Annotated in this window: 15 protein-coding genes; 9 read left to right on the forward strand and 6 right to left on the reverse strand. The window is 72.1% G+C overall.

Annotated elements, in window-relative coordinates; genetic code table 11:
- Positions 1 to 272 precede the first annotated feature (272 nt).
- From FNH09_RS36475 to FNH09_RS36490, 4 genes are all read left to right on the forward strand, one after another.
- On the forward strand, positions 273 to 1,637 hold the full coding sequence (locus FNH09_RS36475) for a peptidase C39 family protein (protein WP_152894180.1): 1,365 nt from the start codon (positions 273 to 275) through the stop codon (positions 1,635 to 1,637).
- Positions 1,638 to 1,823: 186 nt separating this feature from the next.
- Positions 1,824 to 1,964 (forward strand): SCO1431 family membrane protein, encoded by a 141-nt coding sequence (locus FNH09_RS36480; protein WP_152894181.1) that lies wholly within the window; start codon positions 1,824 to 1,826, stop codon positions 1,962 to 1,964.
- 66 nt (positions 1,965 to 2,030) lie between these two features.
- Complete coding sequence (locus tag FNH09_RS36485; RefSeq protein ID WP_152894182.1) at positions 2,031 to 2,693, forward strand: TetR/AcrR family transcriptional regulator; 663 nt, start codon at positions 2,031 to 2,033, stop codon at positions 2,691 to 2,693.
- A 497-nt stretch (positions 2,694 to 3,190) separates the two neighbouring features.
- Positions 3,191 to 4,363 carry an acyl-CoA dehydrogenase family protein gene (locus FNH09_RS36490; RefSeq protein ID WP_152894183.1) on the forward strand — a complete coding sequence of 391 codons (1,173 nt, stop codon included), beginning with the start codon at positions 3,191 to 3,193 and terminating at the stop codon, positions 4,361 to 4,363.
- On the opposite strand, the gene FNH09_RS49125 is transcribed toward FNH09_RS36490, so the two are convergent.
- Positions 4,326 to 4,574, reverse strand: coding sequence for a hypothetical protein (locus tag FNH09_RS49125; RefSeq protein WP_152894184.1), 249 nt, complete (start codon positions 4,572 to 4,574; stop codon positions 4,326 to 4,328). The genes FNH09_RS36490 and FNH09_RS49125 overlap by 38 nt on opposite strands.
- A 366-nt stretch (positions 4,575 to 4,940) precedes the next feature.
- Positions 4,941 to 5,375, reverse strand: a complete 435-nt coding sequence (locus FNH09_RS36500) for a hypothetical protein (protein WP_152894185.1) — start codon at positions 5,373 to 5,375, stop codon at positions 4,941 to 4,943.
- A 304-nt stretch (positions 5,376 to 5,679) separates the two neighbouring features.
- Here FNH09_RS36500 and FNH09_RS36505 point away from each other — a divergent pair, with 304 nt between their 5' ends.
- The 4 genes from FNH09_RS36505 (at position 5,680) to fxsA (ending at position 9,893) form a co-directional block, all read left to right on the forward strand.
- Positions 5,680 to 6,120: an Lrp/AsnC family transcriptional regulator gene (locus FNH09_RS36505; protein WP_004002750.1), complete on the forward strand. Its 441-nt coding sequence runs from the start codon at positions 5,680 to 5,682 to the stop codon at positions 6,118 to 6,120.
- A 46-nt stretch (positions 6,121 to 6,166) separates the two neighbouring features.
- Positions 6,167 to 7,783 carry an amidohydrolase gene (locus tag FNH09_RS36510; RefSeq protein ID WP_152894186.1) on the forward strand — a complete coding sequence of 539 codons (1,617 nt, stop codon included), beginning with the start codon at positions 6,167 to 6,169 and terminating at the stop codon, positions 7,781 to 7,783.
- Between the two features lie 615 nt (positions 7,784 to 8,398).
- The gene (locus FNH09_RS36515) at positions 8,399 to 9,208 is read left to right on the forward strand and encodes a glycosyltransferase (RefSeq protein WP_162469641.1); all 810 of its coding nucleotides are present in this window, start codon (positions 8,399 to 8,401) and stop codon (positions 9,206 to 9,208) included.
- A gap of 100 nt (positions 9,209 to 9,308) precedes the next feature.
- Entirely contained in the window at positions 9,309 to 9,893 is a 585-nt protein-coding gene (gene fxsA / locus FNH09_RS36520; RefSeq protein ID WP_152894187.1) for an FxsA family membrane protein, read from the forward strand.
- A gap of 157 nt (positions 9,894 to 10,050) precedes the next feature.
- Here the strand turns inward: fxsA and FNH09_RS36525 are convergent, their stop codons facing one another.
- The 4 genes from FNH09_RS36525 to yczE form a co-directional block, all read right to left on the reverse strand.
- Positions 10,051 to 10,425, reverse strand: a complete 375-nt coding sequence (locus FNH09_RS36525) for an RNA polymerase-binding protein RbpA (RefSeq protein WP_152894188.1) — start codon at positions 10,423 to 10,425, stop codon at positions 10,051 to 10,053.
- Between the two features lie 255 nt (positions 10,426 to 10,680).
- Complete coding sequence (locus FNH09_RS36530) at positions 10,681 to 12,027, reverse strand: MFS transporter (RefSeq protein ID WP_162469642.1); 1,347 nt, start codon at positions 12,025 to 12,027, stop codon at positions 10,681 to 10,683.
- A gap of 61 nt (positions 12,028 to 12,088) precedes the next feature.
- Positions 12,089 to 12,856, reverse strand: a complete 768-nt coding sequence (locus FNH09_RS36535) for a glycerophosphodiester phosphodiesterase family protein (protein WP_162469643.1) — start codon at positions 12,854 to 12,856, stop codon at positions 12,089 to 12,091.
- Positions 12,853 to 13,506 (reverse strand): membrane protein YczE, encoded by a 654-nt coding sequence (gene yczE / locus FNH09_RS36540; protein WP_162469644.1) that lies wholly within the window; start codon positions 13,504 to 13,506, stop codon positions 12,853 to 12,855. Before yczE ends, FNH09_RS36535 begins: the two co-directional genes overlap by 4 nt.
- Before the next feature lie 98 nt (positions 13,507 to 13,604).
- On the opposite strand from yczE, the gene FNH09_RS36545 reads away from it, so the two are divergent.
- On the forward strand, positions 13,605 to 14,871 hold a 1,267-nt coding region (locus tag FNH09_RS36545), incomplete at its 3' end, for an SCO1417 family PLP biosynthesis transcription factor (protein ID WP_152894189.1).

Below are 14,871 nucleotides of genomic sequence, written 5' to 3' on the forward strand. Positions count from 1 at the left end.
GGCTCGGGGTGCGCGGCGCGGGGTTCGGGGGGAGCATGAACTGCGCCTGCGGCCGTGGGAGTCCGGAGAAGTCTACGACCGTCCCGCTCGCGCCGATGTGCCTGGCTCGCTCATGCGTCCGAGCCGTCGCAGGTCATGCCAGTGGTTGAGACCAATATTGGTGGGCGTGGCATGGCCCCAAATGCTGGCAGGAGCATGTCGCCTGCGGCCATAGTGGGCCCACATCGTGCATTGGACCCGCCCCGACTCGGACACCTGGGAGCCTTCCGCCCATGAGCAGAGTTGAACAGCCGTCCCGGAGAACCGTTCTTGCCGCAGCGGTCGCCGCCGCCGTGGTGGGCGGTGCGGGACCGGCGACCGCCACCGACTCCGTATCCGCCGCTGGCGCCGCCGGAGGACCCTCGGCGCGCCCGGTCGACTACCACGCCTGGACCACGTACAGCCAGTGGCGCGAGGGCGCCGTCCGGGGCACCCGGCCCGTCGCGGGCGCCCGACCCGGTCTGGAGCTCGGCGCCCCGGCCGGCACCTTCGCCTACCCGGACCCGCACACCGGGACCACCGCCTCCTGGGAGTACGGGACCTGGACCTCCCCGGTCCACCGGCTCGCCGTCCCCGCCACCGAGGTCATCGCCTCGTGGAACGCGCGCACCCCGGCCGGTACCTGGATCCAGATCGAGCTCAAGGGCACCTACACGGACGGCACGGACACCCCCTGGTACGTGATGGGCCGCTGGGCCGCCGGCGACCAGGACATCAAGCGCACCTCGGTCGACGACCAGACCGACGGCAAGAGCACCATCTGGACGGACACCTTCTCCGTCGACGACGCGGCGTCGGGCCTGCGCCTGGTCTCGTACCGGCTGCGGCTGACCCTGTACCGCAAGCCCGGCACCAAGCTCACCCCGAAGGTCTGGCGGCTCGGCGCGATGGGCTCCGACATCCCCGACCGGTTCACGGTCCCCACGTCCACGCCCGTGCGCGCCGGGGAGCTGGCCGTCCCGCGCTACTCGCAGGAGATCCACAAGGGCCAGTACCCCCAGTACGACAACGGCGGCGAGGCCTGGTGCAGTCCCACCTCCTCGCAGATGATCATCGAGTACTGGGGCCACCGGCTCACCCCGGAGCAGCTGGCCTGGGTCGACCCCTCGTACGCCGACCCGCAGGTGTGCCACGCGGCCCGGAGCACCTACGACTACCAGTACACCGGCTGCGGCAACTGGCCGTTCAACGCCGCCTACGCGGCCACCTTCAAGGACCTCCAGGGCGTCGTCACCCGGCTCGGTTCCCTCGTCGACCTGGAGACGCTGATCGCGGCGGGCATCCCGGCCATAACGTCGCAGTCGTTCCTCAAGACCGAGCTGACCGGGGCCGGCTACGGCACCGCCGGACACCTCATGACGGTGATCGGCTTCACCGCGGCCGGCGACGTGATCGCCAACGATCCGGCCTCGGCGGACGACGCGGCGGTCCGGCGGGTGTACAAGCGGTCGGAGTTCGAGAACATCTGGCTGCGGACCAAGCGCTACAACGCCTCGGGCAAGGTCGTCTCCGGCACCGGCGGGGTCTGCTATCTCTACTTCCCGGCGCATCCGAGCCCGCGCCAGCGCGATGCCCTGGCGGCGGTCGGCGTCCACTGATCCCGGAGCCCGCCGGCCTCCGGCCTCTCGCTCGACGGCCCCCGCCGACCCGGGGGCCGTCGGTGCTGTGACGGAACTCTCCGCCGCAAAGGCCGCGGACGGTGGCAAGGTGGACGGACCGGCCGGGGAGCGGCATGGGCCGGTGTGGGGGAGTTCGTCCCGTACCTCCGAGCGCAGTGAGAAGCCATGACCGCACAGTCAGCAACCGCCGTCCGCGCCCGCACCGGCGGCCCCCGTGAAGACGGCCCGAAAATCCTCGAACACGCGCTGGGGTGGACCCTCGTCGTGGTGATCGCGATGCTTGTCACCCAGCTCGGGCTGCTGTGACCTGAGGCATACCCGAACCTGACATACTGCGGATGTTCCGCCGCCCGTAGGAGACCAGGGTCGAAATTGAATATCAGTCAACAGCGTGACACGGCCGTCCGTCCGCGGGCGCGCGGCACCGAGCGCTCACTGGCGCGCCGAGCCGAACTCATCGCCATCGGGCGCAGGCTGTTCGCCGACACGTCCTACGACGCGCTCTCGATGGACGACATCGCCCGGCAGGCGCATGTCGCCAAGGGGTTGATCTACTACTACTTCCAGTCCAAGCGCGGCTACTACCTGGCGATCATCCAGGACTCCGTCGCCGACCTGGTCTCCTTCGCGGCGGGTGGGGTCGAACTCGGCCAGGTCGACCGGGTCCACCGCACCATCGACAGCTATCTGCGCTACGCCGAGCACAACCAGGCCGCCTACCGCACGATCGTGAGCGGCGGCGTCGGCTTCGACGCCGAGGTGCACGCCATCCGGGACGGAGTGCGCGAGGCGATCGTGGCGACCATCGCCGACGGGGCGTACGGCCGCACCGACATCGCGCCGCTGGCCCGGATGGGCCTGATCGCCTGGGTGTGCAGTGTGGAGGGTGCCGCCCTCGACTGGATCGGCCGCCTCGAACTGTCCCGCGCGACCATGCGCGACCTGCTGGTCAAGTCGCTCGGCGGCACTCTGCGCGCCATCGAGGAGCTCGACCCCGCGTATCCGGCTCCGCCGCCCGCCCGCCGGGACGGCTGACGGGTCGCGCGACCGGCCGTCCGGGCTGCCGGGCGGGGAAGGTGCCGGCCCGTGGTTCCGGCCGGGGCCGCTCGTGATGCGGCGGACCGGCGTTCGTGATGCGGTGAGAGGTGCCGGGGCCGAGAGCCCGGCCGTACGTTCCGGGTCCTGCGCCCCGAGTCGGGTGTCTCGTCTCCTCGTGCGAGAAGAAGTGTGCGTCGATCGGCATGGACACGACGAACGTGCCCGTGGCCGAGCCTAGTCGGACCGGACCGATGAGGTCAATGGTCCAGACCGGTGTCGGGTATTCGATCATGGACGGAATTTCTTGAAGTAAGCGGTCGTTAACTGGTGACTGGGTGTCGCCGATCGGGCATACTCACAGCGCACAGCCGCTGGTCAGCCGCTTCCGCGACCCGGAAGCAGGCGCGGCGGCGGTACCGAGAAAGACCTGGCGGAGCCGCCCACACCCAAGGCGCACATCCGCCGATGTGCCCGACAGGGAGGAGAGCGTCGCCATGATGGAGCGCGCCCCGCAGCCGGTGGAACGGCAACTGCCCACGGACGAGGCCCGGGATCTGATCTCGCTCGTCCGCGACATCGCGCAGCGCGAGATCGCACCGAAGGCGGCCGAGGAGGAGGACGCCGGACGCTTCCCCCGCGAGGTCTTCACCCTGCTCTCCGAATCGGGTCTGCTGGGTCTGCCCTACGACAGCGAGTACGGCGGTGGCGAGCAGCCCTACGAGGTCTACCTCCAGGTGCTGGAGGAGCTCGGCGCGGCCCGGCTGACCGTCGGCCTCGGCGTCAGCGTCCACACCCTGGCCTCCTATGCCGTCGCGGCCTACGGCACCAAGCAGCAGCAGGTCGAGCACCTGCCCGCGATGCTCGGCGGCGGTCTGCTGGGCGCCTACTGCCTCTCCGAGCCGTCGTCCGGCTCGGACGCCGCGTCCCTGCGCACCAGGGCGGTGCGCGACGGCGGCGAGTGGGTGATCAACGGCACCAAGGCGTGGATCACCCACGGCGGGATCGCCGACTTCTACACGGTCATGGCCCGCACCGGTGCGGACGGCCCGCGCGGGATCACCGCGTTCCTGGTGCCGGCCGACGCCGAGGGACTCGGCGCCGCGGCGCCCGAGAAGAAGATGGGCATGAAGGGCTCGCCCACCGCGCAGGTCAACTTCGACGGCGTACGCGTCTCCGACGCCCGGCGCATCGGCGAGGAGGGCCAGGGCTTCGCCATCGCGCTGTCCGCGCTCGACTCCGGCCGGCTCGGCATCGCGGCCTGCGCGATCGGCGTGGCCCAGGCCGCGCTCGACGCGGCGGTCGCGTACGCCACCGGGCGGCAGCAGTTCGGGCGGCCGATCGCCGACTTCCAGGGACTGCGCTTCATGCTGGCCGACATGGCCACGCAGATCGAGGCGGGCCGGGCCCTGTACCTGTCGGCGGCGCGACTGCGGGACGCCGGGCGGCCGTTCGCGAAGCAGGCCGCGATGGCCAAGCTGCACTGCACCGACACCGCGATGAAGGTCACCGTCGACGCCGTCCAGGTCCTCGGCGGCTACGGCTACACCGCGGACTTCCCCGCCGAGCGCTACCTGCGCGAGGCCAAGGTGCTCCAGATCGTCGAGGGCACCAACCAGATCCAGCGCATGGTCATCGCCCGTCACCTCGCGGGTCCGGAGACCCGCTGAACTGACCCGGCCGCACCTGCGGGGCCGCCAGCCTGACCCACTCCGGGTCGTGGCGGCCCGGCAGCGTGCGGCCCCGGTCGGCCCAGGCGCGCATCAGGGCGCGGTAGATGGGCGGGTCCTGGGGTTGCGGAGGGGGCAGCGGAACCGATTCCGCGGGCGCCGGGACGAACACGCGGCGCGTGACTACGGGCACCGACTGGGCAAGGGTCATACCAGGGCAACGCGACGGCGGCCGGGCAGGTCACCTTCCCGCGCAATCGGCCGTGAGTTCGCTCTGTGCCCCCAGAGCCGGGGTGTCGTGCACAGGGGCGCCGGCGCATGCCTGACGCGTCGTCAACTGCGTTGCTGCCAGAGCGGTACGCCGAACTCGCCGGGCCTGCGTCGAAGTTCAGGACATCGAGGTCGGGTACGCGGCACCGGCACGCGCCCTCGTCATGCCACGGATCGCCTGCCGCCAAGCGCACTTCGGCGGAATCGCCCGCCGCCCCGCGGCGGATCCGGACGCACCGATCCTGCACCACGGCGGCCTGCGGGCCATGGTGCAGGGTGGCTGGCTACGGGGATGGAGCGAGGGGCCTCAGGCGGCCCGGCGCATCACCGGCACGCGCATCGGGCGCGAGCCCGGGCCGCCGACGTGCGAGAAGGGCTGCGTCCGCCAGTCGAGTCCCTGGGGAAGCGTCAACAGCAGTGCGGTGTCCTGCTCCTGGGGCTCGATGGACTCGTCCGCGGCCTGTGCCGCGGCGGCCTCCCGGCCCGTACCGGCGCACACCGTGAGCCCGAAGGGGTTCCACGGCGAGGCGCACAGCGCGTGCTCCGGCAGGAACTCCTCGTCCGCCAGCAGGGCGATGGGCTGCGCGCAGTCCGGGCAGATCACCCGGAACATCTCGAAGGTGTCGTACGCGTCGAATTCGTCGCCGTCGAAGTCGTCGGGTTCGACGCCCTCCGGCGCGGGCTCGACCACCGGCTGCTGCCGCTTGGCAAAGGTACGACCAGGGCGCTTAAGACTCTGCATGGGATTCTCCCCCTCGGGCTGGGCCGTGAAGGCACTGCGGCCTCGACCACAGCAAGCACTTCCCGTCCGGTCTCGGCGGTAATCGCGAGACCAGCACGGAGACGGTCCGGGTGCTGTGGTGTTCGTCACATGCCGCTCGCAGATGCCGCGTGCGGGGGACCGCGGGCGCCCCGCGCGCGGGATCCGTCCCCCGCCGGGTGCCGCTCTCCGGCGCCCCGGCGGCGCCCCTTCACATCACGAACCGGGTATGACCTGGGCTGCTCAGGTATCGGAGGAGATCAAGCGCCCTGTAGGTTCTTGCGACATGGAGGAGCTCGACCGTCAGATCGTGCAGCTGCTCGTCAAGGACGGGCGGATGAGCTACACGGACCTCGGCAAGGCCACCGGCCTGTCCACGTCCGCCGTGCACCAGCGAGTGCGCCGGCTGGAACAGCGCGGTGTGATCCGCGGCTACGCGGCCGTCGTCGACCCCGAGGCCGTCGGGCTGCCCATGACCGCCTTCATCTCGGTGAAACCCTTCGACCCCAGCGCCCCCGACGACATCGCCGACCGCCTCGCCGGGGTCCCCGAGATCGAGGCCTGCCACAGCGTCGCGGGCGACGAGAACTACATCCTCAAGGTGCGCGTGGCGACCCCGCACGAACTGGAGGAGCTGCTGGCCCGGCTGCGCTCCCTGGCGGGCGTGTCCACCCGGACCACCGTGGTGCTCTCGACGCCGTACGAGGCGCGGCCGCCGCGCATCTGACCGACCTGCGTGCAGCGCCGCCGCGGCGAGGCGCGAGACTGTTCCCATGAGTGAGCGCACCGCCGAACCGAAGACCGTCCTGCTCCGCCGTGGAGAGGTCCACAGCCCTGCCGACCCCTTCGCGACCGCGATGGTCGTCGAGCGCGGCCAGGTCGCCTGGGTCGGTTCCGAGGGCGCCGCCGACGCCTTCGCCGACGGTGTCGACGAGGTGGTCGACCTGGACGGCGCCCTGGTCACTCCGGCCTTCACCGACGCCCATGTGCACAGCACCGCCACCGGCCTCGCGCTGACCGGCCTGGACCTGTCGTCCGCGCCCTCCCTGGCGGCGGCGCTCGACCTGGTGCGCGACTTCGCCGCCCGCCGCCCGGACGACCGGGTGCTGCTCGGCCACGGCTGGGACGCCGCGCGCTGGCCCGAACGGCGGGCTCCCCGGCGGGACGAGCTGGACGAGGCCGCGGGCGGCCGGCCGCTCTACCTCAGCCGGATCGACGTCCACTCGGCCGCCGTCACCACCGCCCTGCTCGACCTGGCGCCGCACGCGCGGACCGAGCCCGGCTTCGCGGACCGGGAGCCCCTCACCCGCGCGGCCCACCACGCCGTGCGCGCCGCCGCGTTCGCGGCCGTGACGCCGGCGCAGCGCACCGCCGCCCAGCGCGCCGCCCTCGCCCACGCGGCCTCCCTGGGCATCGGGTCCGTCCACGAGTGCGGCGGCCCCGAGATCTCCTCCGAGGACGACTTCACCGGCCTGCTGCGGCTCGCCGCCCAGGAGGCGGGGCCGCGGGTCGTCGGCTACTGGGCCGACCAGGACCTCGACAAGGCGCGGGAGCTGGGCGCCCTCGGCGCCGCCGGCGACCTGTTCGTCGACGGCGCCCTCGGCTCCCACACCGCCTGTCTGCACCGGCCGTACACCGACGCCGACCACACCGGCACCGCCTACCTCGACGCCGCGGCGGTCGCCGCCCATGTCGCCGCCTGCACCGAGACGGGCCTCCAGGCGGGCTTCCACGCGATCGGCGACGCCGCCGTGACCGCGGTGGTGGAAGGCGTGCGCGCGGCCGCGGAGAAGGTCGGCCTGGCCCGTGTACGGGCCGCCCGGCACCGGGTCGAGCACGCCGAGATGCTCACCCCGGAGACCGTCGCGGCCTTCGCCGAGCTCGGGCTGACCGCCTCCGTCCAGCCCGCCTTCGACGCGCTGTGGGGCGGCGAGGACGGCATGTACGCCGACCGCCTGGGCGCCGAGCGGGCCCGGACGCTGAACCCCTTCGCGGCGCTGCTGCGGGCCGGTGTGCCCCTGGCCTTCGGCTCCGACTCCCCGGTCACGCCCCTCGACCCCTGGGGCACGGTCCGGGCCGCCGCCTTCCACCGCACGCCCGAGCACCGCGTCTCCGTCCGGGCCGCGTTCACGGCGCATACGCGTGGCGGCTGGCGGGCGATCGGACGCGACGACGCAGGCATCCTGGTGCCGGGCGCGCCCGCGGACTACGCCGTGTGGCGCACCGACGCCCTCGTCGTCCAGGCCCCGGACGACCGGGTCGCGCGCTGGTCCACCGACCCCCGCTCCGGCACCCCGGGTCTGCCCGACCTCACCCCCGGCGCCGACCTCCCCGTCTGCCTGCGCACGGTGGTCGGCGGACGGACGATCTTCGTACGGCCGGGCGAGTGATCCGGCGCGGAAGGTGGGGCCGCCCGCCTGCCGCCGGGTTGTCGCGCGACCTGCGCGTCATCCGCGCTGACCAGCGCGTTTGTGGAGAACCAGCAGGTCGGACCGCTGTTGACAGGCCACGGTTGGGGGCGGGTAGGTTCGGCGGAGTCCACCACCGGACGCCCGACCGGGGAACGTCCGCGCACTCGTCGCAGCGCCGCTGGGTCAGGGACGGTGTGCCGTACCGGGGCACCTCCACCGGGAGCCAGGCTCAGCGTCCGCGCCGACGAGGGAACGTTCCGGCCGGTCGGCAGGGTGTGACCGGGATGGGGCCCGGGCGCTCAGTAGACAACGGCTTCAGGTCGATCCGCAGCCGGCGGGTCCCAGGTCGGCCCGAAGAGCGCCGGGCCCCCATCCGCCGTCCCGGGTCGGCGATCGGCCGACCGCGGCCTCGACACCGACCGCGCCGTCGCTCCTCGCCCGACATCGTCGGTCACCGATCGGCTGATCACGGGCGAAAAGTATGTTCTTACCCCGCTCTTGCCGAATCGACACCACCAGACGTACGTGCTGTCACGTCGGCGCAGGCGGCGGCCACTATGGTGGACCTCTGCGTACGGAAATGAAGGGGCAGCAGTGAACGACGGCGACGGGACCCTTGCGGGACAGGCCCGGGGCAGGCAGTTCGGTCCGCTCGGCACGGCCTTGGTGATCATCCCCACCTACAACGAGGCGGAGAACATCAAGGCGATCGTCGGCCGGGTGCGAAAGGCGGTTCCCGAGGCACACGTGCTCGTGGCCGACGACAACAGCCCCGACGGCACCGGCAAGCTCGCGGACGAGCTGGCGGCCGAGGACGGACAGGTCCATGTGCTGCACCGCAAGGGCAAGGAAGGTCTTGGTGCCGCCTACCTCGCGGGCTTCCGCTGGGGTATGGAGCACGACTACGGCGTCCTGATCGAGATGGACGCCGACGGCTCCCACCAGCCCGAGGAGCTGCCCCGGCTGCTGACCGCGCTCAAGGGCGCGGACCTCGTCCTCGGCTCCCGCTGGGTGCCGGGCGGCCGGGTGGTGAACTGGCCCAAGTCCCGCGAGTTCATCTCCCGCGGCGGCAGCCTCTACTCACGCATCGCCCTCGACCTGCCGCTGCGCGACATCACCGGCGGCTACCGGGCCTTCCGCCGCGAGACCCTCGAAGGCCTCGGGCTCGACGAGGTCTCCTCCCAGGGCTACTGCTTCCAGGTCGACCTGGCCCGGCGCGCCGTCAAGGCGGGCTACCACGTGGTCGAGGTCCCCATCACCTTCGTGGAGCGCGAGCTCGGCGACTCCAAGATGAGCAAGGACATCCTCGTCGAGGCGCTGTGGCGGGTCACGGCGTGGGGCGTGGGGGAGCGGGTCGGCAAGATCACGGGCCGCGGCGATGCCGCGAAGCCGCCGCGGCGGTAGCCGTACGGAGCCCGCGGCCACCAGCTGTCCCGGTGGCCGCACGGGCACCCCTGATCCGCCTCTTATCCGGCACTGAGCAGGGTCCGGGCACACTGGATGCATGACGACAGGCGTTCCGACCCCCTCCTCCACCCCGACCTCCTCCTCCACCCGACCCCCGCGTTCCCGGCTGCGGACCTTCCTGCCCCTGGGTGTGGCGGCGTGGGTGGTGCTGGAGATCTGGCTGCTGACCGTGGTCGCGGGCGCGACGAGCGGCTTCACGGTGTTCCTGCTGCTGCTGGCCGGGTTCGTGCTGGGAGCGGTGGTCGTCAAGCGGGCCGGCCGACGCGCCTTCCGCAACCTGAACGAGGCGCTCCAGGGCGGTGGCTCCCCGTCGAAGGGCAGCGGGAACGGTCTGCTCATGCTGGGCGGGCTGCTGCTGATGATCCCCGGCCTGATCTCGGACGCCCTGGGCCTGCTCCTGCTGATCCCGCCGGTCCAGAAGGTCCTGGCCCGTTACGCGGAACGCTCGTTCGACCGCACCCTGCGCCGGTCCGCCCCCGGCACCTTCGGCGACGCCTTCCAGCAGGCCAGGATCCACCGCCCCGACGGCAAGGTCGTCCAGGGCGAGGTCATCAAGGGCGAGGTCATCAGGGACGAGCCGGGCGAGACGCCCCAGGGTCCGCGCCCGCCGCTGACGCGGTGAGGCGACGTCGCAGGTGAAGCCCCCAGGGGTCGGGCCCGCCGCCGACGCGGTGAGCGGGCCGAAGACGCACAAGACCGAGGGCGCCGTACCGGAATTCCGGTACGGCGCCCTCGGTCTTGTGCGTGGTGCGCTGTGTGTCGCTCGGATCCCGCGGGGATCAGGCGGACTTGCGGCTGTCGCGGGGATGGACCGCCAGGTTCATCGCCCCGGACCGCAGAACTGCCAGACGCTCCTCGAGGACCTCTTCGAGCTCCTCGCGGGTGCGCCGCTCCATCAGCATGTCCCAGTGGGTACGCGCGGGCTTGGCCTTCTTCTCCTCAGGGCCGTCGCCGTCCACCAGGAGTGACGTGGCCCCGCAGACCTTGCACTCCCACTCCGGCGGAATCTCCGCCTCGACCGAGAAGGGCATCTCGAAGCGATGTCCCTTCTCGCATGCGTACTCCACGGCCTGGCGCGGGGCCAGGTCGATGCCGCGGTCCGTCTCGTAGCTGGTCACCACGAGGCGCGTGCCGCGAAGAGCTCGCTCACTCATGAATCGTGCCTCCCGGGCTTGTCGCCCACAGGACAGGTGTCGCTGTCGTCGTCATCCGGTCAACGTCCGGTCGGCGGTAAAGATTCCCGTTCCGGGTCATGCGTCGCCGTCGTAGCCGCCCCTTGTTGTACCCACCAGCGCCCGGTTTGTCACATCTGCTAGCAGATGTCACACAGCGTTTCGGCATCTTTGACGCGCAGTAACGGTACGTCTGGCAGGCCAAACGCGTACACTACCGCCCTTTCGCCCTGAGCGCTAAATCTTCGCGGGTACGGGATTGCCCGCGTCGCCGATCGCCCGCCGGACCGGAACCCGCGCGAGCAGCACGAACCCCACGACGAAGAAGATCACCAGCGAGATGATCGCGTCCCGGTAGCTTCCGGTCAGCTGGTAGGTGATCCCGAACAGCAGGGGGCCCAACCAGCTCATGCCCCGGTCGCTCATCTCGTACGCCGAGAAGTACTCGGCCTCCTTGCCGGGTGGGACCAGATGGGAGAACAGGGAGCGCGAGAGTGCCTGGCTGCCGCCGAGCACCAGTCCGATCGCGGCCGCCAGGGCGAAGAACCCGGCCGGCGCGCCGGCCGGCAGGAAGTAGCCGGCGCCCAGGGTGACCGTCCAGGCCACCAGCGAGCCGAGAATCGTACGTTTGGCCCCGTACGTCCGGGCCAGCCGCCCCATCGCCAGCGCGCCCGCCATCGCCAGTACCTGGACCAGCAGCACCGCCCCGATCAGCGTGGACTGCTCGAGCCCCAGCTCCTCGGAGCCGTAGACCGAGGCCTGCGAGATCACCGTCTGGATGCCGTCGTTGTAGATGAGGTACGCGAGCAGGAAGGCCAGCGTCAGCGGGTGGCGGCGCATGTCCCGCACGGTCGCCACGAGCTGCCGCATCCCGGGGGCCGTGGCCTCCCGGGTGGCCGAGCGCCGGTCGCGCAGTCGGCGCAGCGGCACCAGGGTGAACGCGCCCCACCACAGCCCCGCCGACGCCAGGCAGATCCGTACGGCCATGGTCTCCGAGACGCCGAAGGAGTCATGGGCCAGATAGAGCACCAGGTTCACCACCAGGACCAGGGCTCCGGCCGCGTACCCGAAGGCCCAGCCGCGGGAGGAGACCGCGTCGCGCTCCTCGGGCGGCGCGATCTGCGGCAGGTAGGAGTTGTAGAGCATCATCGCCACCGACTGCGCGGCGTTCGCGACGATCAGCAGGGCGCCGCCGAGCAGATAGCGGTCGCCGTGGAGGAAGAACATGCCCGTCGTCGCCGCGGCCCCCAGATAGGCGGCCGCGCCCAGCAGGGGCTTCTTGCGGCCCGTCCGGTCGGCGGCGGCCCCCACCAGCGGCATCACCACGACGGCCACGATCACCGACAGGGACACGGAGTACGCGAAGAACGAGCCCGCGCGCACCGGCACACCCAGCGGATGGACGTATCCGTCGGCGTCCGCGGCCGCCTTGGCGACCGAGGTCAGATAGGGGCCGAGGAACACGGTGAGCACGCTCGTCGAGTAGACGGAGCACGCCCAGTCGTAGAAGTACCAGCCGCGCTGCTCGCGCCGCCGGTCGGCGGCCTCGTCGGCCGTCGTGGTCCGCACGGTGTCGATGCCCACCCGCGCCCCTCGCTTCCCCGCTGGAGGTGGTGTGCGAAGGGCGGGGCCGGTGCTTCCGGGCTCAGACCCAGACGCCCCGGTCCTCCATGACCTTGCGCAACGTGTCGATGTGATCGGTCATGATGCCATCGACTCCCAGGTCCAGGAGCCGGTGCATCCGATCCGCCTCGTTGATCGTCCACACGTGCACCTGGAGCCCGCGCGCGTGGGCCGTGCGCACGAAGCGCCGGTCCACCACCTGGATGCCCGACTGGGTCTCGGGCACCTGGGCGGCGACGGCGGAGTCGCGCAGCGCGGCCGGCACCCCCCAGGAACGCAACCGCAGATTGAGCACCCCGCGGGTGCCGTACGACGTCGCCAGCCGGGGCCCGGCCAGCCGCTGCGCGCGCACGACGCGGGCCTCGGAGAAGGAGCCGACACAGACCCGGTCCCAGGCGTCGGTCCGGGCGATCAGGTTCAGCAGCGGGTGCAGCGCGGGCTCCGCCTTGATGTCGACGTTCCAGCGCACCTCGGGGAACGTCTCCAGGAGCTCCTCGAACAGCGGCACCGGTTCCCGGCCGCCCACGCGCGCGTGGCTCACGTCCTCCCAGCGCAGGTCCGCGATCCGGCCCGCGCCGTCCGTCACCCGGTCCAGCGTCGAGTCGTGGAAGGCGACGAGCCTGCCGTCCCGGGTGGCGTGCACGTCCGTCTCGATGTAGCGGTAGCCCGTCTCGACCGCGCGCCTGAACTGCGCCACGGTGTTCTCCAGACCGTCCGCGGCCCCGCCGCGGTGAGCGAAGGCGATCGGGCCCGGGTGGTCGAGGTACGGGTGGCGTATGTGCGTGGTCACGGACGCAGTATCGCTCCCCGGGGTGTCCCGGCGGCAACCACCGGGCTGCTGCCGGATGCCGCCGGAGCGGCGAACACACGCAGGAAGAGCTGGGCGAGCGGACCGATCGACACGGCGTACACCACGGTGCCGACCCCGACGGTCCCGCCGAGGCAGAAACCGGTGACCACGACCGTCACCTCGACGGCCGTCCGCATCAGCCGGATCGAACGGCCCGTACGGCGGTGCAGCCCGGTCATCAGCCCGTCGCGCGGGCCCGCTCCGAAGGCCGCGGTGATGTAGAGACCGGTGGCCACACCGTTGAGCAGGATGCCGGCCAGCAGCAGCGTGCCCCGCCCGGCGAGGTTGTGGACCGGGGGGAGCAGCGAGAGCGTGCCGTCCATGGCCAGGCCGACGACGAACACGTTGGAGACCGTGCCGAGGCCGGGACGCTGCCGCAGCGGTATCCACAGCAGCAGCACCGCCGCGCCCACGACGATGGACACCACGCCGATCGTCAGACCGGTGCGCTCGGCGAGCCCCTGGTGCAGAACGCCCCAGGGCTCCAGGCCGAGGTTCGCCCGCACCAGGAGAGCGGAGCTCGCGCCGTACAGCACAAGACCGGCGTAGAGCTGGATCAGCCGTCGCGCGAGGGGCTGTGACGCGGACACGGGGGCTCCCTGTGGTGGTAGTGGCCTGGCGCATGACACTCTGTGGCTTGGAAAGCAGAGCCAACCATGGCCAATTCGAGGAAGGTGGACTGGAAAAAATGGCGCAGTGGACTTCCGCGGTGGGTGCCGCTCAGCTCGCCCGGCTGCTCAAGTCGCAGCAGGACCGCCCCGCGGGCCCGGGCACCCGCCGCCCGCCCGCCTACCGCGCGCTGGCCGACGGCATCCGGCTGCTGGTCCTGGAGGGCAGGGTGCCGGTCGCCGCCCGGCTGCCGGCCGAACGCGAACTGGCCCTCGCCCTGGCCGTGAGCCGCACCACGGTCGCCACCGCCTTCGAGACGCTGCGCACCGAGGGCTTCCTGGAGTCCCGGCGCGGCGCCGGGAGCTGGACGGCCGTACCGGCCGGGAACCCGCTCCCGGCCCGCGGCCTCGAACCCCTGCCGCCCGAGGCACTGGGCTCGGTGATCGACCTCGGCTGTGCGGCGCTGCCCGCGCCGGAGCCGTGGCTGACCCGGGCGGTGCAGGGCGCCCTGGAGGAACTGCCTCCCTACGCCCACACGCACGGCGACTACCCGGCCGGACTGCCGGCGCTGCGCACGATGATCGCCGAGCGGTACACCGCGCGCGGGATCCCGACCATGCCCGAACAGATCATGGTGACGACCGGCGCGATGGGCGCCATCGACGCCATCTGCCATCTCTTCGCCGGCCGGGGTGAGCGCATCGCGGTCGAGTCGCCGTCGTACGCCAACATCCTCCAGCTGATGCGGGAGACGGGTGCCCGGCTGGTGCCCGTCGCGATGGCCGAGGGGCTCGCCGGGTGGGACATGGAGCGCTGGCGTCAGGTGCTGCGCGAGGCCGCGCCGCGGATGGCGTACGTCGTCGCCGACTTCCACAACCCGACCGGTGCCCTGGCCGCCGAGGACCAGCGGCGACGGCTGGTGGAGGCGGCGCGCTCGGCGGGCACCGTGCTCGTCTGCGACGAGACCATGAGCGAACTCTGGCTGGACGAGGGCGTCGAGATGCCCCGGCCGGTGTGCGGCTTCGACCCGGCCGGATCCACGGTGATCACCGTGGGGTCGGCCAGCAAGGCCTTCTGGGCGGGGATGCGCATCGGCTGGGTCCGGGCGGCGCCGGACGTGATCCGCAGCCTGGTCGCCGCCCGCGCCTACGCCGACCTCGGCACCCCCGTGCTGGAGCAGCTCGCGGTGAACTGGCTGTTCAGCACCGGCGGCTGGGAGCAGGCCGTGCAGCTGCGGCGCGCCCAGGCCCGGGACAACCGCGACGCGCTGGTGGCGGCGGTACGGCGGGAACTGCCGACGTGGGAGTTCGAGGTGCCCCGGGGCGGACTCACGCTGTGGGTGCGAG

The sequence above is a fragment of the Streptomyces adustus genome (genome assembly GCF_009377175.1).
In the GTDB taxonomy this organism is placed as follows: Bacteria; Actinomycetota; Actinomycetes; order Streptomycetales; family Streptomycetaceae; genus Streptomyces; species Streptomyces adustus.